The 25,250-nt window shown below is 70.8% G+C and carries 28 protein-coding genes; 16 read left to right on the top strand and 12 right to left on the bottom strand.

The features are described from left to right. Positions 1-33 precede the first annotated feature (33 nt). The gene (locus tag AC3ANN_RS07780; protein ID WP_488340409.1) at positions 34-507 is read left to right on the top strand and encodes an Lrp/AsnC family transcriptional regulator; all 474 of its coding nucleotides are present in this window, start codon (positions 34-36) and stop codon (positions 505-507) included. Here AC3ANN_RS07780 and AC3ANN_RS07775 read toward each other — a convergent pair. Next, a complete protein-coding gene (locus AC3ANN_RS07775; protein WP_488340408.1) occupies positions 479-1,495 on the bottom strand; it encodes an EamA family transporter in 1,017 nt (338 codons plus the stop codon). The two genes, AC3ANN_RS07780 and AC3ANN_RS07775, sit on opposite strands and share 29 nt — an antisense overlap. Positions 1,496-1,569: 74 nt before the next feature. Between AC3ANN_RS07775 and AC3ANN_RS07770 the strand changes: the two genes are divergently transcribed. Continuing rightward, on the top strand, positions 1,570-2,124 hold the full coding sequence (locus tag AC3ANN_RS07770; protein WP_488340407.1) for a CGNR zinc finger domain-containing protein: 555 nt from the start codon (positions 1,570-1,572) through the stop codon (positions 2,122-2,124). On the opposite strand, the gene AC3ANN_RS07765 is transcribed toward AC3ANN_RS07770, so the two are convergent. Beyond that, positions 2,084-2,983 carry an alpha/beta fold hydrolase gene (locus tag AC3ANN_RS07765; RefSeq protein ID WP_488340406.1) on the bottom strand — a complete coding sequence of 300 codons (900 nt, stop codon included), beginning with the start codon at positions 2,981-2,983 and terminating at the stop codon, positions 2,084-2,086. The genes AC3ANN_RS07770 and AC3ANN_RS07765 overlap by 41 nt on opposite strands. 76 nt (positions 2,984-3,059) lie before the next feature. Here AC3ANN_RS07765 and AC3ANN_RS07760 point away from each other — a divergent pair, with 76 nt between their 5' ends. After that, entirely contained in the window at positions 3,060-3,791 is a 732-nt protein-coding gene (locus AC3ANN_RS07760; protein ID WP_488340405.1) for an exonuclease domain-containing protein, read from the top strand. Between the two features lie 111 nt (positions 3,792-3,902). Here AC3ANN_RS07760 and AC3ANN_RS07755 read toward each other — a convergent pair whose 3' ends face one another. The 3 genes from AC3ANN_RS07755 to glgA all read right to left on the bottom strand — a co-directional run bounded on the left by AC3ANN_RS07755 (position 3,903) and on the right by glgA (position 6,270). Beyond that, positions 3,903-4,160: a type B 50S ribosomal protein L31 gene (locus tag AC3ANN_RS07755; protein ID WP_488340404.1), complete on the bottom strand. Its 258-nt coding sequence runs from the start codon at positions 4,158-4,160 to the stop codon at positions 3,903-3,905. A gap of 121 nt (positions 4,161-4,281) precedes the next feature. Further along, positions 4,282-5,067, bottom strand: coding sequence for an ABC transporter ATP-binding protein (locus AC3ANN_RS07750; protein ID WP_488340403.1), 786 nt, complete (start codon positions 5,065-5,067; stop codon positions 4,282-4,284). Between the two features lie 9 nt (positions 5,068-5,076). After that, a complete protein-coding gene (gene glgA / locus AC3ANN_RS07745) occupies positions 5,077-6,270 on the bottom strand; it encodes a glycogen synthase (protein WP_488340402.1) in 1,194 nt (397 codons plus the stop codon). A gap of 46 nt (positions 6,271-6,316) precedes the next feature. Here glgA and AC3ANN_RS07740 point away from each other — a divergent pair, with 46 nt between their 5' ends. Genes AC3ANN_RS07740 through AC3ANN_RS07730 form a run of 3 tightly spaced genes read left to right on the top strand, consistent with a single transcriptional unit; the run spans position 6,317 to position 8,988 of the window. Continuing rightward, complete coding sequence (locus AC3ANN_RS07740; RefSeq protein WP_488340401.1) at positions 6,317-7,561, top strand: glucose-1-phosphate adenylyltransferase; 1,245 nt, start codon at positions 6,317-6,319, stop codon at positions 7,559-7,561. Between the two features lie 43 nt (positions 7,562-7,604). Next, entirely contained in the window at positions 7,605-8,243 is a 639-nt protein-coding gene (serB, locus tag AC3ANN_RS07735) for a phosphoserine phosphatase SerB (RefSeq protein ID WP_488340400.1), read from the top strand. Positions 8,244-8,280: 37 nt separating this feature from the next. Next, positions 8,281-8,988, top strand: coding sequence for an alpha/beta fold hydrolase (locus AC3ANN_RS07730; RefSeq protein WP_488340399.1), 708 nt, complete (start codon positions 8,281-8,283; stop codon positions 8,986-8,988). 40 nt (positions 8,989-9,028) lie between these two features. On the opposite strand, the gene fabG is transcribed toward AC3ANN_RS07730, so the two are convergent. Continuing rightward, the gene (gene fabG / locus AC3ANN_RS07725) at positions 9,029-9,739 is read right to left on the bottom strand and encodes a 3-oxoacyl-ACP reductase FabG (protein ID WP_488340398.1); all 711 of its coding nucleotides are present in this window, start codon (positions 9,737-9,739) and stop codon (positions 9,029-9,031) included. Positions 9,740-9,848: 109 nt separating this feature from the next. Here fabG and AC3ANN_RS07720 point away from each other — a divergent pair, with 109 nt between their 5' ends. The 4 genes from AC3ANN_RS07720 to AC3ANN_RS07705 are packed head-to-tail and all read left to right on the top strand — an operon-like array spanning position 9,849 to position 12,166. Beyond that, the gene (locus AC3ANN_RS07720) at positions 9,849-10,439 is read left to right on the top strand and encodes a DUF4190 domain-containing protein (protein WP_488340397.1); all 591 of its coding nucleotides are present in this window, start codon (positions 9,849-9,851) and stop codon (positions 10,437-10,439) included. A 40-nt stretch (positions 10,440-10,479) separates the two neighbouring features. Next, a complete protein-coding gene (locus tag AC3ANN_RS07715) occupies positions 10,480-10,899 on the top strand; it encodes a DUF3099 domain-containing protein (RefSeq protein WP_488340396.1) in 420 nt (139 codons plus the stop codon). Further along, the gene (locus AC3ANN_RS07710) at positions 10,896-11,297 is read left to right on the top strand and encodes a hypothetical protein (RefSeq protein WP_488340395.1); all 402 of its coding nucleotides are present in this window, start codon (positions 10,896-10,898) and stop codon (positions 11,295-11,297) included. Before AC3ANN_RS07715 ends, AC3ANN_RS07710 begins: the two co-directional genes overlap by 4 nt. Next, positions 11,294-12,166: an SURF1 family cytochrome oxidase biogenesis protein gene (locus AC3ANN_RS07705; RefSeq protein ID WP_488340394.1), complete on the top strand. Its 873-nt coding sequence runs from the start codon at positions 11,294-11,296 to the stop codon at positions 12,164-12,166. The genes AC3ANN_RS07710 and AC3ANN_RS07705 overlap by 4 nt, the downstream gene beginning before the upstream one ends. A gap of 15 nt (positions 12,167-12,181) precedes the next feature. Here the strand turns inward: AC3ANN_RS07705 and AC3ANN_RS07700 are convergent, their stop codons facing one another. Then, a complete protein-coding gene (locus AC3ANN_RS07700; protein ID WP_488340393.1) occupies positions 12,182-13,780 on the bottom strand; it encodes an ABC-F family ATP-binding cassette domain-containing protein in 1,599 nt (532 codons plus the stop codon). Positions 13,781-13,969: 189 nt separating this feature from the next. On the opposite strand from AC3ANN_RS07700, the gene AC3ANN_RS07695 reads away from it, so the two are divergent. The 6 genes from AC3ANN_RS07695 to AC3ANN_RS07670 all read left to right on the top strand — a co-directional run bounded on the left by AC3ANN_RS07695 (position 13,970) and on the right by AC3ANN_RS07670 (position 19,731). After that, positions 13,970-14,608, top strand: a complete 639-nt coding sequence (locus tag AC3ANN_RS07695) for a biotin transporter BioY (protein ID WP_488340392.1) — start codon at positions 13,970-13,972, stop codon at positions 14,606-14,608. Between the two features lie 155 nt (positions 14,609-14,763). Then, positions 14,764-15,792, top strand: coding sequence for an iron-siderophore ABC transporter substrate-binding protein (locus AC3ANN_RS07690; RefSeq protein WP_488340391.1), 1,029 nt, complete (start codon positions 14,764-14,766; stop codon positions 15,790-15,792). A 67-nt stretch (positions 15,793-15,859) separates the two neighbouring features. After that, positions 15,860-16,906 (top strand): FecCD family ABC transporter permease, encoded by a 1,047-nt coding sequence (locus AC3ANN_RS07685; protein ID WP_488340390.1) that lies wholly within the window; start codon positions 15,860-15,862, stop codon positions 16,904-16,906. Then, positions 16,903-17,967: a FecCD family ABC transporter permease gene (locus AC3ANN_RS07680; protein WP_488340389.1), complete on the top strand. Its 1,065-nt coding sequence runs from the start codon at positions 16,903-16,905 to the stop codon at positions 17,965-17,967. Before AC3ANN_RS07685 ends, AC3ANN_RS07680 begins: the two co-directional genes overlap by 4 nt. Next, on the top strand, positions 17,964-18,839 hold the full coding sequence (locus AC3ANN_RS07675; protein WP_488340388.1) for an ABC transporter ATP-binding protein: 876 nt from the start codon (positions 17,964-17,966) through the stop codon (positions 18,837-18,839). The genes AC3ANN_RS07680 and AC3ANN_RS07675 overlap by 4 nt, the downstream gene beginning before the upstream one ends. Continuing rightward, complete coding sequence (locus tag AC3ANN_RS07670) at positions 18,823-19,731, top strand: siderophore-interacting protein (protein WP_488340387.1); 909 nt, start codon at positions 18,823-18,825, stop codon at positions 19,729-19,731. Before AC3ANN_RS07675 ends, AC3ANN_RS07670 begins: the two co-directional genes overlap by 17 nt. Here the strand turns inward: AC3ANN_RS07670 and AC3ANN_RS07665 are convergent. The 5 genes from AC3ANN_RS07665 to AC3ANN_RS07645 all read right to left on the bottom strand — a co-directional run bounded on the left by AC3ANN_RS07665 (position 19,728) and on the right by AC3ANN_RS07645 (position 25,248). Further along, positions 19,728-21,098, bottom strand: coding sequence for an MFS transporter (locus AC3ANN_RS07665; RefSeq protein WP_488340386.1), 1,371 nt, complete (start codon positions 21,096-21,098; stop codon positions 19,728-19,730). The two genes, AC3ANN_RS07670 and AC3ANN_RS07665, sit on opposite strands and share 4 nt — an antisense overlap. 9 nt (positions 21,099-21,107) lie before the next feature. Beyond that, positions 21,108-22,040, bottom strand: a complete 933-nt coding sequence (locus AC3ANN_RS07660; RefSeq protein ID WP_488340385.1) for a phosphotransferase enzyme family protein — start codon at positions 22,038-22,040, stop codon at positions 21,108-21,110. Beyond that, positions 22,037-23,197 (bottom strand): MalY/PatB family protein, encoded by a 1,161-nt coding sequence (locus AC3ANN_RS07655; RefSeq protein WP_488340384.1) that lies wholly within the window; start codon positions 23,195-23,197, stop codon positions 22,037-22,039. The genes AC3ANN_RS07660 and AC3ANN_RS07655 overlap by 4 nt, the downstream gene beginning before the upstream one ends. A gap of 75 nt (positions 23,198-23,272) precedes the next feature. Next, positions 23,273-24,868: a serine hydrolase gene (locus AC3ANN_RS07650; RefSeq protein WP_488340383.1), complete on the bottom strand. Its 1,596-nt coding sequence runs from the start codon at positions 24,866-24,868 to the stop codon at positions 23,273-23,275. Positions 24,869-24,918: 50 nt separating this feature from the next. After that, positions 24,919-25,248, bottom strand: coding sequence for a metal-sulfur cluster assembly factor (locus AC3ANN_RS07645; RefSeq protein WP_018170657.1), 330 nt, complete (start codon positions 25,246-25,248; stop codon positions 24,919-24,921). Between the last annotated feature and the right edge of the window lie 2 nt (positions 25,249-25,250).

The following is a 25,250-nucleotide window of genomic DNA, read 5'->3' as shown; positions in this document are numbered from 1 at the left end:
GGACGCCCTCATACCGTGCTAACGTTTCGCACTATGGGTGCCCTGGATCATGTCGACCTCGAGCTGCTCGCAGCGCTTTCCGCCGACCCCCGCGCGACCGTCGTCGCCCTCGCCGAGCGCCTCGGACTGTCGCGCAATACCGTGCAGGCCCGCATGGCGCGCCTGGACCGCACCGGCGTCTTCCTCTCGTACGAGCGGGCGATCTCGTCGACCGCGCTCGGGTTCCCGATCGAGGCGTTCATCAGCGTCATCGTGCGGCAGGCGGATCTCCCCCGCATCGCCGTCGAGCTCGCCCGCGTGCCGGAGGTCGTGCAGGCGCACGGACTGTCAGGTCAGATCGACCTGCTCGTGCGCGTCGCGTGCCGCGACACCCAGCACCTCTTCGACACCGACGCCCGGATTCTCGCGATCGAGGGCGTCGAGCGCACCGAGACGTCGCTGGTGATGGGAGAGGTCATCGAGCACCGCGTGACGCCGCTCATGGAACTGGCGCGGCGGGAGCCGTGAGCGGAGCGGCTCCGCGCTTCGGGCCGCTCGCCGCCGAGGCGTCGGCGCGCACCAGCACGACGCCCACGAGGATGAGCGCGCCGCCGATGAACTGCACCGGAGCCGGCACCTCGCCGAGGAACAGCCACGCGAAGCCGAGTGCGAAGAGCACCTCCGACAGTCCGACGAAGGATGCCACCCGCGAGCCGATGCGCGGCACCGCCATGACGCCGAGCGCGTAGCCGAGCGTGGTCGCGACGCCCGCGACCCACAGCATCGGCACGAACCACGGCACGACGGTCCCCGCGAGCTCGACCGACACCGCCGGCGCCCGGAACGGCATGATCCCCGTGAGGCACAGCACGCCCATCACCGCGGCGCCCGTGAGCAGGCCGCTCGCGGCGAGGGCGAGTGGCGGAAGATCGTCGCCGGCGCGCTCCGAAATGACGAAGTACGCGCACACGCACACTGCGGCCCCCAGCGCGAACAGCGTGCCGACGAGGTCGAACGAAGCACCCGAGATGTCGACCACCAGGACGAGCCCCGCGATCGCGACGACCGAGCCCCACAGCACGAGGGCGGACGGCGCCCGTCGCGTGCGCGCCCACACCCACGCGACGAGCATGACCGGCGCGAGATATTGGATGAGCAGGGCGACGGCCACCGGCATGCGCTGCATCGCCGAGAAGAAGAACAGCTGACACCCCAGCACGGGCATGAGGCCGAACCCGACGATCAGCCTCCAGTGGCGGCGCAGGAAGCCGCGCTGGCGCCTCATCGCGACGAACAGCGCCGGCGAGAGGACGATGCCCGCGACGCCCATGCGCACGAGGAGCGCAGCGCCGAGCGACCACCCCGCCTCGAGCAGGGGCTTCACGAAGGGGCCGCTCGACGAGAACGCCAGGGCGGAGGCGAGGCCGAGTGCCAGGCCCGTCGTGCGAAGCCGCGCGTTCGCGACCGGCCCGGCGCCCGGGGTGATGACGGGCAGGGACGCGGTCGAGGCGGTCATGGGCGGCATCCGACTGTCAGGAGTGAAACGTGCGTACACTGGTGACAGTAGCGACGTCGATGTCAGGAGTCAAGATGGTCTTCATCCATGACACGGAGCAGAGTCTGCGTGCCGCCGCGTACCTCGTGAACACCCTGCCCGGCTACGACGGTGAGGACACCCTGCAGACCCCCGACGACTTCGACGCCTACCTGCGCGTCAACCCCTATACGGGCCTCATCCGCCGGGACGAGGCCGAGCTCGCCGAGATCCGCGCCATCCGCCCGCGCCTGCGTCGGCTCTGGGAGGTGGATCGCGAGGCGGCCGTCCCGCTCGTGAACGACATGCTCCGCGACGGGCGCGCGCTCCCCCGCCTCGTGATCCACGACGGCTACGACTGGCACATCCATGCCACGAGCGACGACGCGCCGCTGGCGACCCGCGTCCTCGTCGAAGCCGCCATGGCGTTCGTCGACGTGATCCGCGCCGACGAGTACGACCGGGTCCGGGTGTGCTCGGCCGATGACTGCCTCGGCGTGTACGTGGACTTCTCGAAGAACGGGTCGAAGCGCTACTGCGACACCGGAAACTGCGGCAACCGCATGAACGTCAACGCGTATCGGCGCCGGAAGGCGCGACAAACCGCGTGATCGCGGCGGCGGCGGGAGCAGGCGTCTCGTAGTGGATGAGGTGCCCGACGTCGGGGATCTCGACCAGCTCGGCACGCGGGAACATTGTCGCCAGCCGCCTCTCGGCCTCGATCGGCGTGATGTCGTCGCGCTGTGCGGCGACGAGCAGGGTCGGCTGCGCGATGCTCGGCGCGAACTCTCGCACGTCGTGCGACACCGAGGCCAGGAACGCATCGTGCAGCACGTCGCGGTCCGCGAAGCGCGAGAAGTAGGTGTCGTGCTGATCGTGCACGAATCGACGGATGCCGGGGTCCTTCGTCTTCGCCATCGTGATGCTCATCCCCCGCACGATGAGTCCGTTGCGCAGCAGAGCGTCACCGATCGGGCGCGGAAGGCGCGCCCCCGCCCAGTAGTAGAAGACCGCGAGCCGCGTGAGCACCCCACGAGGACCTTCGAGCGCCGGCGCGCCGATGGGGTTCACGAGGATCACGCGCGGAGTCTCGAGCCCGGCGGCGACGGCAGCCGCGACCACGATCGAGCCGAACGAGTGCCCGAGGATCACCGCGCCGGGGGCCACGGCCGAGGCGAACCCGGTGAGCCACTGGGCGTAGAGCTCGAGGTCGTGCGTCCGACCCGGGACGGGGGCAGTCTCGCCGAAGCCCGGCAGATCCGGCGACACGACGCGAATCCCCGGCAGGTGCGCCACGACCGGTTCGAGGCCGTGGTGCTCGCCGCGGAACCCGTGGACGGCCACGATGGTGGTCTCGGCGTCGGACCGCCCGTACACCCAGTACGCCGTCGTGCCCCCGAGCACCGCGACCTCACGCCGCTCGACCGGGATCTCGTCGAGCAGCGGGGTGTAAGGGTTCGTGACGGCCACCCGTCGAGTCTACGAGTGCGGCACCGCGCGGAGCGCCTCGCGGTCGATGTCAGGGGCGGTGCATACCGTGAGGGGCATGAAGCCCTCGCCCGCGGAGCAGCTGGCCCTGTTCGACACTCCCGAGTGGACGCGCGTGGTGGGGGTCTTCGACCTCGAGACGACCGGGGTCGACGTCACGGCCGACCGCATCGTCACCGCGCACGTGGGGCTGCTGGATGCCGCGGGCTCAGTCATCCGCGCGCGCGACTGGCTCGCCGACCCGGGCATCGAGATCCCGGAGGGCGCCAGCGCGATCCACGGCATCACCACCGGACGGGCGCGGGCCGAGGGCCGCCCGGCGTCGCGCGTCGTCGCCGAGGTCGTCGAGGCCGTCCGCGCGCTGCTCGACGCCGGCATCCCGGTGGTCGCCTACAACGCGCCGTACGACTTCTCGCTGCTCAAGTACGAGGCCCTGCGGCACGGCGTTCCACCGATCGTCGATCCGTTCCCGGTCATCGATCCCCTCGTCGTCGACAAGGCCTACGACAGGTGGCGTCGGGGCAAGCGCACCCTCCAGGTGGTCGCTGCGCACTACGCCGTGCGCCTCGACGACGCGCACGATGCGTCGGCCGACGCGATCGCCGCCGGCCGGGTGGCGCAGGCTCTCGCCGAGCGATTCGCGCCGTGGCTGCCCGATACCGTGCACGAGCTGCACACGCGGCAGGTCGCCTGGGCACGGGCCCAGGCCGCGAGCCTCACCGACTACTTCATCCAGATCGGGCGCCTCGACCCCGACGACCCACTCGACGGCCGCTGGCCCATCCGCTGAGCGCAGACGAAGCCCTTCGACAGGCTCAGGAACCGCCCCTTCTTCGTTCTGCTCCTTCGTCGCAGAACGAAGAAGACCCCGCCGAGGCGGGGTCTTCTCGTGCAAGCGGGCTTACTTGGAAGCGCCGCCGAAGTTCTTGAAGCGCTGGTTGAACTTCTCGACGCGGCCGGCCGAGTCCATGATGCGCTGCTTGCCCGTGTAGAACGGGTGCGAGGCGGACGAGATCTCGACGTCGATGACGGGGTACTCGACACCGTCGAGCTCGATCGTCTTGTCGCTGGTCACCGTCGAACGGGTGAGGAAGGTCTCGCCCGAGCCGAGGTCGCGGAACACGACGGCCTGGTAGTCGGGGTGCATGTCAGTCTTCATGATGGTCCTTTGAGGAGGGTGCGCTGGATTTTGCCAGTGCGGTCAAAGTCTGCGGTGCGAACGCACCAAAGGTCGATTCTATCAGCCTCTCGGCTCGCCTGCGGAATCGGCCCGTCGAGGGTCAGAGCGTGGCGCGAGCGGCGAAGCGTCCGCCGTCTTCGGACAGGCGGATCGGCACTCCGAACGTCTCGGTCAGCGCGTCGGCGGTGAGCGTGTCGCGGATGGGCCCGGATGCCACGGCCTGGCCGTCGCGCAGCAGCAGCACGTGCGTGAACCCGATCGGGATCTCCTCCACGTGGTGGGTGACCATGATCATCGCCGGTGTGGTCGGGGCCTGCGCATAACCGCCGAGCAGCGCGAGCAGCTCTTCCCGCGCGCCCAGGTCGAGGCTCGCCGTCGGCTCGTCGAGGAGCAGCAGCTCGGGATCGGTCATGACGGCGCGGGCGATCTGCACGCGCTTCTGCTCGCCGTCGCTCAGCGTGCCGAACGTGCGATCGGCCAGGTGGTCGAGCCGCCACTCGGCGAGGACGCGCAGCGCGCGGCGCTCGTCGATGTCCTCGTAGTCCTCGCGCCAGCGGCCGAGCACCGAGTACGCCGCGGTGAGCACGACATTGAGCACCGTCTCCTCCGGCGGTACGCGCCGGGCCATCGCCGAGGAGGCGAAGCCGATGCGAGGACGCAGCTCGAACACGTCGGTGCGACCGAGCCTCTCCCCGAGGATCGTGACCACGCCCGAGGTCGGGTGCAGCAGCGTGTCGGCCATCTGCAGCACCGTGGTCTTGCCCGCGCCGTTCGGGCCGAGCACGACCCACCGCTCGTCGTCGCTGACGGTCCAGTCCAGGTGATCGACGATGTTCCGGGCGTTTCGGCGGACGACGACGTCGGAGTATTCGAGCACCTCGGGCATGCCGCTAGCCTATCGGCCGTCGGCGGCGACCTCCGCGTACAGCGCCGCCGTCTGGTCGGCGATGCGCTGCCAGCTGAACTCCTCGGTCGCCCGCCGACGGCCGGCCGCGCCGTAGGCGCGGGCCCGCTCGGGGTCGCTCACGACCTCGGTGAGGACACGTGCGAGGTCGGACACGAAACGGTCCGGGTCGATCGGCGTGCCTGTTCCGTCCTGGACCTGCTCGATGGGCACGAGACGCCCCGTGACGCCATCGACGACGACCTCGGGGATGCCGCCGGTCGCGGTGCCGACGACGGCGGCGCCGCACGCCATCGCCTCGAGGTTGACGATGCCGAGGGGCTCGTACACCGACGGGCAGACGAAGGTCGTCGCGGCGGTCAGGATGGCGCACAGCTCGTGGCGCGACAGCATGCGGTCCAGCCACACGACGCCGTCGCGCGTCTGCTGGAGCCCGCGCACGAGGCCTTCGACCTCGGCCATGATCTGCGGCGTGTCGGGGGCTCCGGCGCACAGGATCACCTGCACGCCGGCGGGAAGCCTCTCCGCCGCGCGCAGGAAGTACGGGAGGCCCTTCTGACGCGTGATGCGGCCGACGAACACCACCGAGGGCCGCGCGGGATCGATGCCCAGCTCGCGCAGCAGCTCGGCATCGTCCACCGGATGCCACGCCTCGACGTCGATGCCGTTGTAGATCACGCGCACGCGGCCGGGGTCGAGCGCAGGATAGCTGCGCAGGATGTCGGCACGCATGCCCTCGCTGACCGCGACGATGGCGGCGGCGCCCTCGTACGCCGTCTTCTCGATCCAGCTCGACACGGCGTAGCCGCCGCCGAGCTGCTCCGCCTTCCACGGTCGCAGCGGCTCGAGACTGTGGGCGGTGACGATGTGCGGAATGCCGTGCAGCAGCGACGCGAGGTGCCCGGCGAAGTTCGCGTACCAGGTGTGGCTGTGGACGACGTCGGCGCCGGCGACATCCGTCACGATCTCGAGGTCGGTGCCCAGTGTCTGCACGGCGGCGTTGGCGGCGGCGAGCTCGGCGGGCACGTCGTACGAGGTCGTGCCCGCCTCGTCCCGCGCGGCGCCGAACGCGTGGACGCGCACGTCGAGGCTCGCCCGCAGGGCCTTCACGAGCTCCGTCACATGGACCCCGGCGCCCCCGTATATCTCGGGCGGGTACTCCTTGGTGACGACGTCGACTCGCATGTCTCGAACGCTAGTACACCGGCTCGAGGGGTCATAGTGTGGGGCCATGCCAGCAGCACCCAAGGTCTTCGGAATCATCCTCGCCGGCGGCGAAGGCAAGCGACTGATGCCGCTGACCGCGGACCGGGCGAAGCCTGCCGTGCCCTTCGGAGGGCAGTACCGGCTGATCGACTTCGCGATCTCGAACCTCATCAACTCGGGGCTTCGGCAGATCGTCGTGCTCACGCAGTACAAGTCGCACAGCCTCGACCGACACATCTCGCAGACGTGGCGGATGTCGGCGCTGCTCGACTCCTACGTCACCTCGGTGCCGGCGCAGCAGCGCCTCGGCAAGCGCTGGTTCTCGGGGTCGGCCGACGCGATCCTGCAGAGCCTCAACCTGATCATCGACGAGCAGCCCGACATCGTGGTCGTCATCGGCGCCGACCACGTGTACCGGATGGACTTCCGGCAGATGCTCGCCGCGCACATCGAATCCGGCGCGCGGGCCACGGTCGCCGGCATCCGTCAGCCGATCTCCCTCGCGAACCAGTTCGGCGTGATCGACGTCGACAAGGGCGACCCGATGCGGATCAACCAGTTCCTCGAGAAGCCGCTGGACGCGACCGGCCTCGCCGATGCGCCCGACCAGGTGCTCGCCTCGATGGGCAACTACATCTTCGACACCGACGCCCTCGTCGAGGCCGTCGAGACCGACGGAGAGAACCCCACGTCGAACCACGACATGGGCGGCGACATCATCCCCTACTTCGTCGGCCGCGGCGAAGCGGGCGTGTACGACATGAACCGCAACGACGTGCCGGGCTCGACCGATCGGGACCGCTACTACTGGCGCGACGTCGGGACCATCGACTCGTTCTTCGACGCGCACCGGGATCTCATCTCGACCCTGCCCGTGTTCAACCTCTACAACACCGACTGGCCCATCCACTCCCAGGCGGTCAACTCGCCTCCCGCCAAGTTCGTGCGCGACTCTGTGGGGCGCATCGGCAACGCGATCGACTCGATCGTCTCGCTCGGGTCCGTGCTGTCGGGGACGCATCTCGAGCGCAGCGTCGTCGGCCCGTGGACGCTCGCCGGCGGCGGATCGACGATCACCGACTCGGTGCTGTTCGACTACGTGCACGTGGGCGCCGGCGCGCGCATCCACCGCGCGATCCTCGACAAGAACGTCGTGCTCGAGGACGGCGCGACCGTGGGCGTCGATCGCGAACGCGACCTCTCCCGCGGCTTCACCGTGACCGACAGCGGCATCACGGTCGTCGGCAAGGGCATCCGCGTCGAACGGTGACCGGCGATTCGGGGCGCCGATCGGCGACCGCTAGCGTGGTGGGATGCCTCGACCCGTGCGTTTCCTCGTCGTGCTCGACGCCGATTCGACCCTGATCCGCAACGAGGTCATCGAGCTCATCGCCGACGAGGCGGGGCGCGGCGCAGAGGTGGCTGCCGCGACGGAGGCCGCGATGCGCGGCGAGGTCGATTTCGCCACGAGCCTTCGCTCGCGCGTCACGGCACTGGAGGGGGTGCCGGTCTCGGCGTTCGCGCGCGTCCTCGCTCGCATCGAGCCGACGCCCGGCGTGCACCAGCTCATCGCGGCGGTGCACGAGCGCGGCGGGCTGGTGGGGGTCGTGTCGGGCGGCTTCCACGAGATCCTCGACACGGTCGCCCCTGACCTCGGCGTGGACTTCTGGCGCGCGAACCGCCTCGAGGCCGCCGACGGCGTGCTGACAGGGTCCGTGGACGGCGGGATCGTGGATGCCGCGGGCAAGGCCGCCGCGCTGCGCGAATGGGCCGGCGAGCACGGCGTCGCCCTCGGCCGCACGATCGCCATCGGCGACGGCGCCAACGACCTGGTGATGATGGCCGAGGCGGGCCTCGGGCTCGCGTTCAACGCCAAGCCGGCGGTGCGGGCGAGCGCCGACCTCGTGGTCGGGCCGGTGGATCTGCGTGAGGTCATCCCGCTGCTGCCGTGACCTCGCGAGTGTCGGTGCCCGCGAGTAGTTTCACAGCATGAACATCATCCTCGTTCCCGGGCTCTGGCTGGATGCGTCGACGTGGGGCGAGGTGACCCCGGCGCTCGAGGCAGCGGGCCACCGCACCCATCCCCTCACGATGCCGGGCGTGGGCGAGCCCGCCTCGCTGAGCGCCGGGATCGGCATCGCCGACTGGGTCGACGCGACCGTCGCCGAGATCGACCGCCACGACGGCGACATCGTGCTCGTCGGCCACTCCGGCGGCGGCAACGTCGTCTACGGCGCTGTGGATGCGCGGCCCGACCGGGTCGCGCACGTGATCTTCCTCGACACGTTCCCACCCGGCGACGGCGGCTCGATCTGGGACTTCCCCGTCGTCGACGGCGTCATCCCGTTCCCGGGCTGGGATTCGTTCGAAGAGGGCGAGGTCGCCGATCTCGACGACCAGACCCGGGCGGAGCTCGATGCGCGGACGAAGTCCGTACCCGAGCGCGTGCCGAGCGACCCCATCCGGCTGTCCGACGAACGCCGGCGCGCGGTGCCCGCCACGATGATCACGAGCACGGTGCCCGAATCGCAGATCCGGGACATCATCCGGACCGCCCCGGCGTGGGCGGCCGAGCTCGCCGCGCTCGAGGACGTCCGGATCATCCAGCTGGGCGCCGAAGGCGACCCGACCGGGCACTGGCCGCAGTTCTCGCGACCGGGAGCGGTCGCCGAGGCGATACTCCGCGCGATCCGCTGACCTACGACGGCTCGGCTCGGCTCGGCCGGTCGCGAGCGGGCTAGTGCCCCATGCCCAGGCCGCCGTCGACGGGGATGACCGCGCCCGAGATGTAGGCCGCGTCGTCCGAGGCGATCCAGGCGACGACCCCGGCGACCTCGTCGGCGGTGGCGAAGCGCCCCGCCGGGATGTTCTTCTTGTACTCGGCCTGGGTGTCTTCGGGGAGCTCGGCCGTCATGTCGGTCTCGATGAAGCCGGGCGCGACGACGTTCGCCGTGATGCCGCGCGCGCCGAGCTCGCGCGTGAGCGAGCGCGCGAAGCCGACCAGCGCGCTCTTGGAGGCCGCGTAATTGATCTGACCGGCGGAGCCGTACAGCCCCACGACGCTCGAGATCAGGACGACGCGCCCCCACCGCGCGCGCAGCATGCCCTTCGACGCGCGCTTGACGACCCGGAACGCTCCACCGAGGTTCGTCGCCACGACGCTGTCGAAGTCGTCCTCGGTCATGCGCAGAAGCAGCGTGTCCTTGGTGATGCCCGCGTTGGCGACCACGATCTCGACCGGACCGAGGGTGTTCTCGACCTCGGTGAACGCCGCGTCGACGGCCGCGGCATCCGTCACGTCCGCGCGCACCGACAGCGTCCCCTCCGGCCCCTCGCCCGAGCGGGCGGTCACGGCGACCTTGAAGCCCTCGGCGACGAAGCGCTCGGCGATGGCGCGGCCGATGCCGCGGTTTCCGCCGGTGACGAGGACGACGCGATCGCTGGACATATGGTGCTCCCGGGTTCGGTGACGGATCCGGACCAGCCTAGCGGCGCCGGAATTGACACCCCTGCGGTGCGCTGGGACGCTGGGGGCAGTCATCGACGAAAGGCACGCCGTGAGCGACAGCACCGCCCCGAACCCCGCGACCGAGCCGGGAGCCCAGCCGCCGGCGCCGCCCGCCGCTCCGGCCGGGCAGCCGGCACCCGGTTCATACCCGCCGCCGGCGTACGGCGCACCCGCCTACGGCACCCCGACACCCGGCGCCCCGACACCCGGCGCTGCACCCGCCTACGGCGCACCGACGCCAGGCGCGGCGCCTGCGTACGGCGCACCCGGCGGCGCTCCGGGCACCGCCCCCTACGGCTCGGCGCCCACGTACGGTGCGCCGTACGGCGGAGCACCCGCCTACGGTTATGGGTACGGCGCGCAGCCGAAGACGAACGTGCTGGCCATCGTCTCGCTCATCGCCTCGATCGTCGGCTTCATCGGCCTGCTGCCGATCGTCGGATCCATCGGCGCCGTGATCACCGGGCACATCTCGCTCAACCAGCTCAAGACGAACGGCGAGAACGGCCGTGGCATGGCGCTCGCGGGCACGATCGTCGGATACGTCGGGCTCGCGCTGTGGATCCTCGGGATCATCGCGTTCTTCGGCTTCATCGCGTGGATGTCGCAGTACGCGTACCAGTACGACAGCTACAGCTGACCGAGATCGGACGGCCCGATCGGCGTACGCTTTAAGGACCGTGAAGAACTCGAACCGCGCCCCGTCGGCGACGTCACTGCCGCGTGCCCCACGCGACGATGTCGGCGCGCGGTCGACCCGCTATCTCGTGATGATGGGCATCCGCATCGCGTGCCTCGTGGCCATGGTGCTCATCACGCCCTACGGGTGGTACACGTGGCTGCTGGGAGCTGCCGCGATCTTCCTGCCCTACATCGCGGTCGTCTCCGCGAACGTCGGCCAGGAGGCGCGACGCAACCGCCGAGAGGACCCCGAGCCGGCGCTCCCGGCCGCGCCGGCGCATCCGGCGCCCGCGTCGCCGCGCGTCATCCGTGTGGAGGAGACGCCGCATCCGGCCGAGCCCCGCGCGACCCGCCCGGGATCGAGCGCCGAGGGCGGCGCCACCCCCGCCGAGCCGCCCCGGCCCGACGAGGCGGCATGAGTCTCCTGGGTTCCGAGCCGGTCGCCGACGCGATCTGCTCGCGGGCAGGCTGTCGCGGGACCGCGCGCTGGCGCATCGAGTGGCGCAACCCTCGCATCCACACCGCCGACCGGACGAAGACGTGGGTCGCATGCGACGAGCATCGCGACTACCTGCAGGGATTCCTCGAGGCGCGGGGCTTCCCGGTCGCGGTCGCACCGCTCGCCCGACGCGAAGCGGAAGCTCCGAGCGACCCGTACCCTCCGACCGATCCGGCAACTCCGGCCGTCGCGAAAACACCAGTCGACAACGGCGACACGCCGGCGACGGATGCCTCGGCCCGGCGTGTCGCGTCATCTGCCCGTGTTTTCGCACCGGACATGGACGCCGCTCCACCGCCGGGGATCGAGGAGCGATGAGCCCGCGCCGCGCCGTCAGCATGCAGAGCCTCCCGCGAGCGGGACGCTGGGCGATCTACATCGCGCTCGCACTCGTCTTCGCGGTGGCGTGCGCCTTCCTCTCGAACTGGCAGTTCTCCCGCAACGAGGAGCGGGCGGGACAGCTGGCGCTGGTCGAGCGCAACTACGACGCCGAACCGGCGCCGCTCGCCGAGGTCATCGCGCCCGGCGGAGAGCTCGACGCGCAGGACGAGTGGCGCCCCGTCCGGCTCACCGGGCAGTACGTCGTCGACGATCAGCTGCTTGCACGCAACCGCCCGCATGGCGGGACGGCCGCGTTCGAGGTGCTCGTGCCGTTCCGTCTCGACGACGGACGCGTCCTGCTGATCGACCGCGGATGGGTGCCTCCGGGGCAGGATCAGCCCGAGCCGGACGCCGTTCCCGCCGCACCCCAGGGCGACGTGACGGTGATCGCCCGTCTGCGGCCCGGTGAGCCGCTGCCGGCCTCGGGGCGTTCAGCGCCCGATGGCCAGGTGCCGACGATCAACCTCCCGCTCATCGCCGACACGGTGTCCCCTGGCGTCGGCGACGCCCTCGAGCGCAGCGCCTACGGCGTGCTCGTCTCGGAGGACCCGGCGCCCGCCACGACCCCGAGCGCGCTCGAGTCCCCCTCGGACGACCCGGGCCCGCACCTCTCGTACGCGATCCAGTGGATCCTGTTCGCGGTGATGGGGTTCGTGTTCATCGGCTACGTGATCCGCACCGAGCGCCGGCATCGGCGCGAAGAGGCGGAGGAGGCCGCGGAGCAGCCGGTCGCCGCGACATCCGCTCGCCGACGCGACCGCGACGCAGAGGACGAAGACGCGATCCTCGATGCCGCCGGTCGCTGATGGGCCCGGCCGGGGTCAGGCGAGGCTGATCAGGTCCGCGTAGTCGCGGCCCCAGATGTCCTCGACGCCGTCGGGGAGGATGAGGACGCGCTCCGGGTTGAGCGCCTCTACGGCTCCCTCGTCGTGCGAGACGAGGATCACGGCGCCTTCGTAGTGCGCGAGTGCGCCGAGGATCTCTTCGCGCGACGCGGGGTCGAGGTTGTTGGTCGGCTCGTCCAGCAGCAGCACGTTCGCGGACGAGACGACGAGGGTCGCCAGCGACAGCCGCGTCTTCTCGCCGCCCGACAGCACACCGGCGGGCTTGAGCACGTCGTCGCCCGTGAACAGGAACGACCCGAGCACCTTGCGGGCGTCGGTCGCGGTGATGTCGGGCGCGGCCGACATCATGTTGTCGAGCACCGACCGCGAGACGTCCAGGTTCTCGTGCTCCTGCGCGTAGTACCCGATCTTCAGGCCGTGCCCCGGCTCGACGATGCCGGTGTCGGCGCGGTCGACGCCCGCGAGGATCCGCAGCAGCGTCGTCTTCCCTGCGCCGTTCAGCCCCAGCACGACGACCTTCGAGCCCCGGTCGATCGCGAGGTCGACATCCGTGAAGATCTCGAGCGAGCCGTACGACTTCGACAGGCCGGATGCCGTGAGCGGGGTCTTGCCGCAGGGAGCAGGCTTCGGGAACCGCAGTTTGGCGACGCGATCCTCCTGGCGCACTTCGTCCAGGCCCGACAGCATCTTCTCGGCACGTGCGACCATCTGGTGCGCGGCCGCCGCCTTGGACGCCTTCGCGCCGAAGCGGGCCGCCTGCTGCTGCAGCGCCGTCGCCTTCTTCTCGACGTTCGCGCGCTCCTTCTTGCGGCGCTCCTCGTCGGCCACCCGCTGGCGCAGGTAGTTCTTCCAATTCATGTTGTAGACGTCGATGACCTGGCGGTTCGCGTCGAGGTAGAAGACGCGGTTGACCGTCTCGCCGACGAGCTCGACGTCGTGGCTGATGACGATGAGCCCGCCCTTGTACCCCTTCAGGAAATCGCGGAGCCACACCACGCTGTCGGCGTCGAGGTGGTTGGTGGGCTCGTCGAGGATCATCGTGCCGGCGTCCGAGAACAGGATGCGCGCGAGCTCGATGCGCCGGCGCTGGCCGCCCGAGAGCGTCTTGAGCGGCTGATCCAGGATGCGGTCGGGCAGCGACAGGTTGTGCGCGATCGAGGCCGCCTCGGCCTCTGCCGCGTAGCCGCCCAGCGCCTCGAAGCGCTCGGTGAGGTTCGCGTACTTGCGCATCGCGCGGGCCGCGACGTCGGCGTCGTCGCTCGCCATGGCGAGGGATGCCTCATGCATGCCGATCGCGAGCGTGCCGAGTCCGCGAGCGTCCAGAATGCGCGTGCGCGCGAGCATCTCGGGGTCGCCGGACCGAGGATCCTGTGGCAGGTAGCCGAGCTCGCCGGAGCGGTCGACGCGGCCGGCGCTGGGGAGCAGGTCGCCCGCGAGCACCTTCGTCAGCGTGGTCTTGCCGGCACCGTTGCGACCCACGAGGCCGATCTTGTCGCCGCCGGACACGCGGAAGGAGACCTCCGACATGAGCACGCGGGCGCCCACGCGGATCTCGAGGTCGTGCACGGCGAGCACAGCGGATGTCCGTTCCGTCGATGGAGTGAGGGGTTCTGGCCGAACGGCCAGCCTCCCAGTATAGGTCGCCGACTCCCCTGCTCCCCTGCGCAGGCCACCGTCCGAGTGTGGAGACCGGACAGTCGAACTGCGATTCATTCGTGGACAGCGTCCAAGTAGGCGCCGGCGACCGCCTCTAGGCTGATTCCCATGTCAACCATCGCCGCCCCGTCCGCGCCCACCCGTCGCGTGCTCGCCGACGTCATCGCCCGCCCGTCCTCGCGCGCCCGCGCTTTCGCCCTCGACGCCGGCGTCGTCGTCGCCGGCGCTGCAGTCGTCGCACTGCTCGCTCAGGTCGAGATCCCGCTGTGGCCGGTGCCGATCACGGGACAGACCCTCGGTGTCATCGTGGTCGGCGCCGCGCTCGGCGCGTGGCGGGGTGCGGCCGCCCTCACGACGTATCTGCTCGCCGGACTCGCCGGCCTTCCGGTGTTCGCGGGCTTCACCGGAACGGTCGCCGCCATGGCCAAGCCCAGCTTCGGGTTCATCATCGGGTTCGTCTTCGCCGCGTTCGTCGCCGGATGGTTCGCGCAGCGCGAATGGGACCGTCGTCCTGTCCTCGCCTTCGTCGGGTTCGCCGCTGCGAGCGTCGTTCCCTTCGTGTTCGGCATCCCCTACATGGCCTTCATCCTCAACGTCGTGATGGGCCTCGACTACTCGTTCTGGGCGATCCTCGAGGTGGGCCTGCTCCCCTTCATCCTGGGCGGCATCGTGAAGGCCGCACTGGCGGCTGCGATCATCCCCGGCGCGTGGGCGCTCGTGAGGAAGGCGGACGCCGCCAAGAAGTGACCGGATGCCTCGGCACGAGGCATCCGTTCATCGAAGGAAACCCCGGCTTCGGCCGGGGTTTTCGTCATCCAAGGCAATGTCGATTGGCGCGGGATGGTCGCTCTAGGTAATGTAAGGCTGTCCTTACTTCCCCCCTCTTCGAACCGGAGATCGCCGTGCCTCGAAACCGCATCGCCGCCGCCACCGCCGTGGCCACGCTCACCGCCGTCGCCCTTGTCGGATGCGCGAGCACAGGAGCCGCAGACACGGACTCCGCGGGAGACACCGCGTCGTCGGGCGAGTTCCCCGTCACGATCGAGCACGCCTTCGGCGACACCGTCATCGAATCGCAGCCCGAGCGCGTGGCGACCGTCTCGTGGTCGAACCAGGAGGTGCCGATCGCCCTCGGCGTCGTGCCGGTGGGCATGGCCGAGGTGACGTGGGGCGACGACGACGGCGACGGTGTGCTGCCGTGGGTCGAGGAGAAGCTCGAGGAACTCGGCGCCGAGACGCCGGTGCTCTTCGACGAGGTCGACGGCATCGACTTCGAGGCGGTCGCCGACACGCAGCCCGACGTCATCCTGGCCGCCTACTCGGGCCTCACACAGGAGGAGTACGACACGCTGTCGAAGATCGCTCCGGTCGTCGCCTACCCCGAGGTCGCATGGGGAACGTCGTACGAGGACATGATCCGCCTGAACTCGCAGGCGCTCGGACTCGCCGACGAGGGCGAGGCGCTCATCGAGGAGCTGCAGGGCGAGGTCGACGCGGCGCTCGCGAACCACCCGGAGCTCGCAGACTCGACGGTGCTGTTCTCGTACATCGATCCGTCCGACCTCAGCCAGATCGGCTTCTACACCAGCCTCGACACCCGCCCCGGCTTCCTCACGAGTCTCGGCCTGCCGGAGCCGGCCGTCGTCACCGAGGAATCGGACGGCGAGGCGTTCTACGCCACCGTCAGCTCCGAGGAGGCCGACCGCTTCGCCGACGTCGACGTGTTCGTGACCTACGGCGACGCGAGCGGCTCGATCATCGCCCAGCTGCAGGCCGACCCTCTGCTGTCCCAGATCCCGGCGATCGCCGAGGGCCGTATCGCGATCCTCGAGGAGTCGACCCCGCTCGCCGCGTCGGCGAACCCCTCGCCGCTGTCGATCGGATGGGGCGTCGACGAGTACTTCGCCGTGCTCGCGGGCGCGCTCGGCTGAGCCGTCGCGACCCGATCCCGCCAGAGCCTGAAGCGACCCTGTCCGAGTTCCCGCCGGAGCCCCGCCTGTGACCCTCACCCCGACCCGCACACCCGTGCCGGACGCCGCCTCACTGCGGCGGCCGGTCGCGGTGCGGATGCTGTGGCTCGCGGTCGCCTGCGCGGTGCTCGCGGCGCTGTGCGTGGCATCCGTCGCCTTCGGCGTCCGCGAAGTCTCGTTCGGTGACATCGTGGCGGGGCTGGGCGGAGGCGTCGACGGGGTCGCCCAGGCGGCGGTCGTCGCCCGCCTGCCGCGCACCGCGCTCGCGCTGCTGGTCGGCGCGGCCCTCGCGCTCTCGGGAGCGACGATGCAGGCGGTCACGCGCAATCCGCTGGCCGACCCGGGCATCCTGGGCGTGTCGGGCGGCGCCGCGCTCGCCGTCGTCATCGGGATCGCCTTCTTCGGCATGTCGCACCCTTACACGTTCATGGCCGTGGCGATCGCCGGCGCGGCCGGTGCGGCGGTGTTCGTCTACGCCATCGGCTCGCTCGGGCGCGGCGGCGCGACGCCGTTGAAGCTCGCCCTCGCGGGAGCGGCGGCCACCGCCGCCTTCATGTCGCTCGTGAGTGCGATCCTGCTCCCCCGCGTCGACCTCATGGAGACCTTCCGGTTCTGGCAGATCGGCGGCGTGGGGGGTGCGACGTGGGACCGCATCGCTGTCGTCGCCCCGGTGCTGATCGCGGGCGCCGTCGTGTGCTTCGTGTGCGCACGTGGGATGAACTCGCTCGCCCTGGGTGACGATCTCGCCGCCGGTCTCGGCGAGCACGTGTTCCGCACGCGCTTGGTCGCCTCAGCCGGCGCGGTGATCCTGTGCGGCGCCGCGACGGCCGTGGCAGGTCCGATCGCGTTCGTGGGGCTCGTGATCCCGCACCTGTGCCGACTGCTCGTCGGAACCGATCACCGGTGGCTGCTGCCGTTCTCGGCGATCGCCGGTGCAGGGCTGCTCGTGGCCGCCGACGTCATCGGACGCGTGGTCGCGAGGCCCGACGAGATCGAGGTGGGCATCATCACCGCGCTCATCGGCGCGCCGTTCTTCATCTGGATCGTGCGACGCCAGAAGGTGAGGGAGCTGTGAGCACCGCCACCCTCGAGCGCACGACCGCCCGCGAAGAGTCCGTCGCCGCGGTCATCGACGGCCGGCGACGGCGCAATCGCCGCCGCGCGCTGGTGACGGGCACGCTCGCCGCCGCGATCGTCGTCGTCTTCGCTCTCTCGCTCATGATCGGCCAGACGTTCTACGGGCTGGACGACGTCGCCCGGGTGATCGCGGGCGAGACCGTCCCCGGCGCGTCGTTCACTGTGGGCGAGCTGCGGCTTCCGCGGTCCGTGCTGGCGATCCTCGCCGGATTCTCGTTCGGGATCGCGGGCGTCACCTTCCAGACCATGCTGCGCAACCCGCTGGCCTCTCCCGACATCATCGGCATCACGTCGGGCGCCAGTGCCGCGGCCGTGTTCGGGATCGTCGTGCTCTCGCTCAGCGAGACGGCGGTGTCGCTCCTCGCCCTCGGCGGGGCGCTCCTCACCGCCCTCGCGATCTACCTGCTGTCGAACAAGGGCGGGTTCGCGGGCACCCGCCTCATCCTCATCGGCATCGGCGTCGCCGCGATGCTCGACAGCGCGATCACGTATCTGCTGTCGGGTTCCGCCGTGTGGGATCTCCAGGCGGCGATGCGGTGGCTCACCGGCAGCCTCAACGGAGCCTCGTGGTCGGTCGTGCTCCCGCTCGCCCTCGCGTGCGTCGTGCTCGTGCCGGCGCTGCTCGCGCAGGGGCGCGGGCTCGGCGTGCTCCGGCTCGGCGACGATGCGGCGGCGAGCCTGGGCGTGCCGATCCGCGGCACGCGCGTGACCGCGATCGTCATCGCGGTCGCCCTGCTCGCCTTCGCGACGGCGGCCACCGGACCGATCGCATTCGTCGCGTTCATGGCCGGCCCGATCGCGGCCCGCCTCGTCGGGCCCGGCTCGTCCCTCCTCCTGCCGTCCGGACTCGTCGGCGCCCTGCTCGTCCTCGTCGCCGATCTCGTCGGGCAGTTCGCGTTCGACAGCCGGTACCCGGTCGGCGTCATCACCGGCGTGCTCGGCGCTCCCTACCTCATCTACCTCCTCATCAGGACGAACCGTTCCGGAGGCTCGCTATGACCGACACCCGCGACCTCGCCGGCGCCCATACGCTGGCGGCGCACGACCTGACCCTCGCGTACGGCGACCGCACGATCGTCGACGGACTCGACCTCGCCGTCCCATCCGGCCGCATCACGGCGATCGTGGGCGCGAACGGATGCGGAAAGTCGACGCTGCTGCGCGCGCTCGCGCGCCTGCTCCCGCCGCGGACGGGACGCGTGCTCCTGGACGGGAAGGAGCTGCACTCGCGGCCGTCCAAGGAGGTCGCGCGCACTCTCGGCCTCCTTCCGCAGAGCCCGATCGCACCCGAGGGCATCGCCGTCGCGGATCTCGTCGGACGCGGACGCCACCCCCACCAGAAGCTCCTCTCGCGCTGGAGCGAACGCGACTATCAGGTGGTGGCGCAGTCCCTCGCCGCAACGGGTATGACCGACTTCGCCGACCGCTCGGTCGACGAGCTCTCGGGCGGCCAGCGCCAGCGCGTGTGGATCGCGATGGCGCTCGCGCAGGAGACCGACATCCTGCTGCTCGACGAGCCGACGACGTTCCTCGACGTCGCTCACCAGGTGGAGGTGCTGGATCTCCTGACCGACCTCAACCGCGACCGCGGAACCACGATCGTCATGGTGCTCCACGATATGAACCTCGCGGCCCGCTACGCGGATCACCTGTTCGCGCTGCGCTCGGGCCGCGTCGTGGCCAGCGGCCCCCCGAACGACGTCATGACGAGCGACCTCATCCGCGAGGTATTCGACCTCGACGCCCTCGTCGTCCCTGATCCGGTCTCCGGGTCCCCGATCGTGCTGCCGCGTGGACGCCATCACGTCTCAGCGGCCGCCGACTCCCCCGCATCCGTCCAGACAGGAGTGTCCGATGCCGCGGTCCGCTGAGCCCTACCGGTTCTTCCACGCCCGGGTCGCGGCGATCACCGACGTGACGCCGAGCTTCCGCCGATTCACCTTCACCGGCGACGATCTCGCCGAGTACGGCGATCCCGGCCTCGACCAGCGCGTCAAGATCGTGTTCCCCACCGCGACGGCACCGCTGGACGCGATGCCCACGGGCGACGACTGGTACGCGAAATGGCGTGAGCTCCCCGACGAGCGGCGTCCGCCGTTCCGCACGTACACGACGCGGTACGTCCGCAACGACGCCCGCGAGGTCGACGTCGACATGGTGTCGCACGACGTGCTCGGTCCCGCGTCCGACTGGATCGCACGGGCGAAGGTGGGAGACGAGGTGCTCATCTTCGCGCCCACGGTCTCGTACGGCGACGTGAGCTTCGGCATCGACTTCGTGCCCCCGGCACGCGTCGACAGCATCCTGCTCGCCGGAGACGAGACCGCCGCGCCGGCCATCGCCGCGATCCTGGAGCAGCTGCCCCGCGATGCACGCGGCGTCGTGGCCCTCGAGGTGCCGCACGAGGACGATGCCCGCTACCTGCCGCGCCATCCGGGCTTCGAATACCGGATCGGCGCCCGCGGCCACGACGATCGACACGCGTACCTGGTGTCGTCGGTGACGGATGCCGCGCGCACGCTCGCTCCGGAAGGCGAGGGCGCCGACGTAGAAGAGGTCGACATCGACACCGACATCCTGTGGGAGGTTCCCCGCACCGCCAAGGGCGGCGCCGCGCTCAAGAGCGCGCGGCTCTACGCGTGGCTCGCGGGCGAGGCGGGTGCGATCAAGGTGCTGCGCCGCCACCTGGTGAGCGAGCACGGCGTCGACCGTCGCGCCGTCGCCTTCATGGGCTACTGGAGGCTCGGCCGAGCCGAGAACTAGCGCCGTTCGTGCGCGTGCCCGAGTCGCAGGCCGGGCACCAGGGCCGCGAGCGCGAGAGCGCCGGCGATGGCGAACACGGCCGGGAACCCGGCATCCGTCCCCACCAGCGCGGTGAACGCGAGACCGAGGACGGCGATCGACGACGCCGAACCGACCGAGTCCGAGATCGACAGCGCCGACGAGTTGAACCCCTGGTTGCTCGGCGTCGAGTACGCCAGCGTCAGCACGGTCAGTCGCGGATACATGAGCCCCATACCCCCGCCGGCGAACCCCCAGCCGACGATGAGCACGGCCGGATGCAGATGCAGCAGCGCCGTCACCATGGCGATCGCCAGCGACGCCACCAGGAGCGCCGTGCCGACGAGGGTGATGCGCGCGTTGCCCATGCGGTCCCCGAACCGGCCCTGGAGCTCGGCGGCGCCGGCCCATGCGAGCGCGGCCGCGGTGAGCCCGAGCCCCGCCCAGGTCGGGGAGAATCCGTACTCGTCGATCAGGAGGTAGGGCACGTAGATCTCGGCGCCGAACAGCGCCCCCGCGATGAGGCCGCGCATCAGCACGACGCTCGGGAGCCCGCGTGCGGCTCGCAGCGTGCCGCGCGGCAGCAGGGGTCGCGACGCGATGCCGATGACGACGACGGATGCCGCGACCGCCGCCCATGCCCAGCCGCCGAGCTCGCCGGCCAGGCTCAGGCCGAGCGCTCCTGCCGCCACCGCGACGGCGCACGCCAGCCGCCCTCCGACGCCTCCGGACGCCGGCTCGTCGGTGTGGAGCGGGAGTCCGTGCAGACGCACCACCACCAGGGCGAACGCGGCGACGGTGAGGCCCGCGACACCCAGGAACACCCACCGCCAGTGGAGGAACTCGGTGACGGCGCCCGCCAGGAACGGGCCGATCAGCGACGGCACCACCCAGGCCGCCGAGAACGCCGCGAAGACTCTTCCGTGCAGCGCGCCGGGGTAGACGCGCGCCACGACGACGTAGAGCGCGACGGTCTGCCCGCCGGTCCCCAGTCCCTGCACCAGGCGGCCGACGACGAGCAGCGGCATGGTCGGCGCGAGGCCGGCGATCAGCAGGCCGGCGACGAACAGCACGACCGCCGTCGTGAGCGGCGCGAGCACTCCGCCGCGATCGCACCACGCTCCCACCGCCACCATGCCGATGACGCTCGTCGCGAGGATGCCCGCGAAGGCGACGGCGTACAGCCGATCGCCGTCGAGGTCGTCGCTCACGACCGGCATCACCGTGGTCACGGCGAGCGACTGCATCGCCGCGAGGAAGATGAGCGCGACGGCGCCGACCGTCACCCAGATGTACCGCGAGCTCCAGATGCCGGTCGCCTCGGTCTGCTGCGCGGTCGGCGATGTCATCCGTCCAGGCTAGCTTTCCGCACTGCGGCGCAGGGCCATGGCATGGCGTTCGAGGTATGCGTCGAGTCCGGGGCGGCCGAGGAACACGGCGAGATTGACCATGCCGAGGCGCCGTGAGGCGAACAGATCGCCGAACAGGCGCTCGCTCGTCCCCGGCCACGGAAGGCGGCGCTCGTAACCCGAGCGGAAGGCGTCGACGGTTCGATTCGACAGCTCGCCGCGACCGATGCCGTAGAGGGAGTGGGCGATGTCCTGAACGCGGTGCCCCCAGGCGAGATCCTCGAAATCGATGGGAAGCAGCGTGCCCGTCCGACCGGTCACGACGTTGCGAGGCGTGAGGTCGAAGTGGATGATGCGCGGATTCTCCTCGGTCCCGTGCCAGATCGACGCCAGCTGCTCGCGCGCACGCGCCGCGCGGTCCAGGAACAGCCCTCGGAACCGCGTCGGCATCGTCGACAGCACATCCGGCACCGCGAAAGCCAACGGATCACGGGCATCCAGCACACCGGCGGGCAGCGTGTCGCTCGGCGGCGTCGCCCTGTGCAGGCGCGCGCTCAACTCGCCGAGCGCCGCGATCTGCGCGGCGGACGCCGGTTCGGGGATGGCCGTTCCCGCCGCCCACGTCAGCACGGCGGCGCGCCGCCCGCTGCCCGCCGCGTCCGTCACGCCGGCGGCGCCGTCGACGGTGCGCACCACGCGGGGCGCAGCCACGTCGGCGCGCCGCAGCTGCGTCGTCCACGCCGCCTCGGCGTCGATCGCGCCGGTGCGATGGATGCCGCGGCTCGGGCCGACACGCAGCGCGAAGTCGCCCTCCACCGCTCGGATCCGGTAGATGGTGTTGAACGACTCGCCGACCCGGCGCGTCTCCATGACCGTGAGCTGATAGCGGCGCAGTGCCTCACGGACGAAGAGCGTCGAGTCGGGACCGTCCTCGTCGGTCACGACGTGACGAGCGCGCCGATCCGCGCGATGGCCTCGGCGAGCAGCTCGGGCGAGCAGCCGAAGTTGATGCGGACGTGCCCCCTGCCCTCGTCTCCGAACAGCGGGCCGAGATGCAGGGCGACCTTCGCGTCGCGCAGCACCTTCACCGCGGGGTTCTCACCCCAGCCGAGGTCGGTGACGTCCACCCACGCCAGGAATCCGGCGTCGGGGATCCGGTAGCGGGCGCCGGGAACGTGCTCGGCCAGCAGCTCGGCGAGGAGCCTGCGGTTCTCGTCGAGCGCGACGAGCTGTGCGTCGAGCCACGCGTCGCTCTCGGGCGAGAACGCCGCGACGGCGGCCAATGCGCCGAAGAGGCCCGTGCGCCATTCGACCTCGTCGGGCAGCGCGCGCACGACGGCGGTCGTCGCGTCATCGGCGGTCACCATCAGGGCGCACTTGAGGCCGGCGAGGTTGAAGGCCTTGCTCGCACTCGCGACGGTGTATCCCACGCGCGCCGCCGCGGGCGAGGCATCGAGGAAGGGGGTGAACGTCGCTCCTGTGTTCGTCAGCGGCGCGTGGATCTCGTCACTGACGACCACGGCGCCGTGCCGATCCGCGATGGCGGCGAGCTCGGCCAGGGTCTCGCGCGAGTGGACGGTGCCGGTGGGGTTGTGCGGGTTGCACAGCAGGATCGCGCGCGCGCCGTCTTGGAACGCGGCCTCGATCCCCCGCAGATCGAGTTCCCATGACGAACCGGTGTCGACGAGGGGCACGCGCTCCACGACGGCACCCGCCTCGGGGATGCAGTCGAAGAACGGCGGGTAGACCGGCGGCGTGACCACGACACGGTCGCCCGGCGACGTGACGTGGCGGAGGATCTCGACCACGCCCATCATGACGTCGCACGTGGTGCGGATGCGCGCGGGGTCGACGGTCCAGCCGAACCGTCGCTGCGCGAAACCCGCGTACGCGGCCGCAAGGCCGGGGTCGGGCGGAGTGTAGCCGGTGTCGCCGAGCTCCACCGCGCGTGCGAGCACGGCCTGGATCGCCGGTGCCGGGACGAAGTCCGTCTCAGCCACGAACATCGGGATGACGTCGTCCGGGTACCTGCGCCACTTCGTGCTGGTCCGCTGACGGAGCTGATCGATCGGCAGGGTCTGCAGTGGGGTGACGCTCACTCTTCGAGACTATCGAGCACCGGGACAAGGCATCCGCTCTGCGTCACCGTGTGAAGCGGAGGTCCCGCCCGCGAGTCAGCGGGTGAAGGTGCCGAGGCCGTGCTGGTCGAAGTACTCGAGCACGAGCGCGGCTCCGCTGAACGTGGCGCGGGAGATGGTGCCGGGCGTGCCGTTCTCGCTCTCCGGGCGGAACACGAACTCGTCGCCCGACCAGTGCTCGAGCGACCACCGGCCGGTCGGGCCGAGGCTGAGCACCAGGGTGTCGCCCTCGAGCGTCACGCGCGCAGGGCCGAAGTAGTCGTTGCCATACTCGCCCGCGTACGAAGCGAGGTCGGCCGCGGGAGCGGGGCCTGCGGGTGGCTCCTCGCCGACCAGCTCCCCGAGAGGCGCCATCTCCTCCTCGAACACGCCGCGATACAGCGACAGCCAGTCGCGCCGCTCGTGGCCGTACTGCGCGATGTCGGTGAAGCGCGCGGCGATGCCCTCGGGCACGCCGTTCGCCGCGCCGTTGGAGAGCACGACGATCCCGAGGCCTGCCGCAGGGAGCATCTTGAACACCGTCCCCGCGCCGAGCGCGAACGCGCCGGAGTGATTCACGTCGACGAGCCCGCCGGCGGTCGTCCCGACGTTGAACCCGTAGCCGTAGAAGCCCGACCGCGAGCCGAGCGAGCCAGGCACCCCGGTGGGCATCTCGGGTGACACGGCAGGCAGCAGCGCGGCCGACGAGACGAATTCCTCGCCGTCGTGCATGCCCGACGCGAGCACCATGCGCAGCCAGATCGTCAGGTCGTCGACGTTCGAGCTCGCGCCTCCAGCGGGCGACTGCTCGTCCGGCTGACGCTGCTGCGGACTGACGATCCACTCCCCTTCGCGTTCGACATGGCCGAGCGCGCGATCGTCCCGGGACTCGAGGTCGGCGAAGCGGGAGCTCGTCGAGTCCATCCCGAGCGGTTCGTAGAGGAGACGCTCCGAGAGGTCGGCCCAGTCCTCGCCGGCGGCTCGCGCCACCGACTCCCCCGCCGCGGTGATGTCGAAGTTGCCGTAGTTGTAGACCGTGCGGAACGGTTCGAGCGGGATGTACCGCAGCCGCTCCAGCACTTCGGCTCTGTCGTACCCGATCTCTTCGAGCTCGTCCCCGGCATGCTCGTACAGCCCGGAGCGGTGCGCGAACATGTCCGCGATCGTCACGTGCGCGCCGACGTACGGATCCGACAGCGTGAAGCCCTCGAGATGATCGGCCACCGGTGTCTCCCACGTGACGATGCCCTCGTCGATGGCTCGCGCCACCACGGTCGCGCTCAGCGACTTCGACACCGACGCGAGCGGGAACACCGTGCCGGCATCGACGGGCTCACCGCTGTCGACGTCACGAACGCCGTAGCCTTCTGCGTACACGACGTCCCCCTGATACACCACGCCCACGGCGATCCCGGGCGTCCCGGTCGCATCCATCGCCGCCTCGACCGAGTCGTCGAGGTCGGCCACGGCCGCATCGACCTGCTCCGGCGTCACGATCGCCAGCGCGTCGGCTCCCGGGTTGGGGTCGGGCGTCGCCGTCGGGCTCGCCGAAGAGACGGGTGCCGCGCCGGTGAACGTGCACGACGTCGCGGTCACGCCGACCAGGGCGGTCAACGCCGCCGCCGAGACGAGGCGCGCTGCAAGAGAGGCCATGGGGCGAGTGTGACACGCTCACCGCCGCAGGGCGAGGGACCCAGGTCGCGTCAGATGGCGAAGCCGAGCGCGCGCATCATGTCGCGGCCGTCGTCGGTGATCCGCTCCGGTCCCCACGGCGGCATCCACACCCAGTTGATGCGGAACCGCTCGACGACGTCGTCCAGCGCCTGCGCGGTCTGCTCCTCGAGCACGTCCGTCAGGGGGCAGCCAGCCGAGGTGAGGGTCATGTGGATGACCAGCGCGTCGTTCTCGTCGTCCCACGCGAGATCGTAGATGAGGCCGAGGTCGACGACGTTGATCCCCAGTTCGGGGTCCATGACGTCCTTCAGAGCCTCGGTGACCTCGTCGTACTTCTCGGGCGTGAGTGTTGCGGTCATGT

Source organism: Microbacterium sp. STRO-2N, from assembly GCF_057747775.1.
This window is presented reverse-complemented; position numbering and strand designations above follow the sequence as displayed.

Coding starts and splice junctions, on each gene's coding strand:
- AC3ANN_RS07710 (WP_488340395.1), top strand. CDS start 10,896: ATGAGTCTCCTGGGTTCCGAGCCGGTCGCCGACGCGATCTGCTCGCGG.
- AC3ANN_RS07705 (WP_488340394.1), top strand. CDS start 11,294: ATGAGCCCGCGCCGCGCCGTCAGCATGCAGAGCCTCCCGCGAGCGGGA.
- AC3ANN_RS07730 (WP_488340399.1), top strand. CDS start 8,281: ATGAACATCATCCTCGTTCCCGGGCTCTGGCTGGATGCGTCGACGTGG.
- AC3ANN_RS07740 (WP_488340401.1), top strand. CDS start 6,317: ATGCCAGCAGCACCCAAGGTCTTCGGAATCATCCTCGCCGGCGGCGAA.
- AC3ANN_RS07665 (WP_488340386.1), bottom strand. CDS start 21,098: ATGACATCGCCGACCGCGCAGCAGACCGAGGCGACCGGCATCTGGAGC.
- glgA (WP_488340402.1), bottom strand. CDS start 6,270: ATGCGAGTCGACGTCGTCACCAAGGAGTACCCGCCCGAGATATACGGG.
- AC3ANN_RS07670 (WP_488340387.1), top strand. CDS start 18,823: ATGCCGCGGTCCGCTGAGCCCTACCGGTTCTTCCACGCCCGGGTCGCG.
- serB (WP_488340400.1), top strand. CDS start 7,605: ATGCCTCGACCCGTGCGTTTCCTCGTCGTGCTCGACGCCGATTCGACC.
- AC3ANN_RS07760 (WP_488340405.1), top strand. CDS start 3,060: ATGAAGCCCTCGCCCGCGGAGCAGCTGGCCCTGTTCGACACTCCCGAG.
- AC3ANN_RS07675 (WP_488340388.1), top strand. CDS start 17,964: ATGACCGACACCCGCGACCTCGCCGGCGCCCATACGCTGGCGGCGCAC.
- AC3ANN_RS07770 (WP_488340407.1), top strand. CDS start 1,570: ATGGTCTTCATCCATGACACGGAGCAGAGTCTGCGTGCCGCCGCGTAC.
- AC3ANN_RS07650 (WP_488340383.1), bottom strand. CDS start 24,868: ATGGCCTCTCTTGCAGCGCGCCTCGTCTCGGCGGCGGCGTTGACCGCC.
- AC3ANN_RS07775 (WP_488340408.1), bottom strand. CDS start 1,495: ATGACCGCCTCGACCGCGTCCCTGCCCGTCATCACCCCGGGCGCCGGG.
- AC3ANN_RS07750 (WP_488340403.1), bottom strand. CDS start 5,067: ATGCCCGAGGTGCTCGAATACTCCGACGTCGTCGTCCGCCGAAACGCC.
- AC3ANN_RS07780 (WP_488340409.1), top strand. CDS start 34: ATGGGTGCCCTGGATCATGTCGACCTCGAGCTGCTCGCAGCGCTTTCC.
- AC3ANN_RS07695 (WP_488340392.1), top strand. CDS start 13,970: ATGTCAACCATCGCCGCCCCGTCCGCGCCCACCCGTCGCGTGCTCGCC.
- AC3ANN_RS07755 (WP_488340404.1), bottom strand. CDS start 4,160: ATGAAGACTGACATGCACCCCGACTACCAGGCCGTCGTGTTCCGCGAC.
- fabG (WP_488340398.1), bottom strand. CDS start 9,739: ATGTCCAGCGATCGCGTCGTCCTCGTCACCGGCGGAAACCGCGGCATC.
- AC3ANN_RS07645 (WP_018170657.1), bottom strand. CDS start 25,248: ATGACCGCAACACTCACGCCCGAGAAGTACGACGAGGTCACCGAGGCT.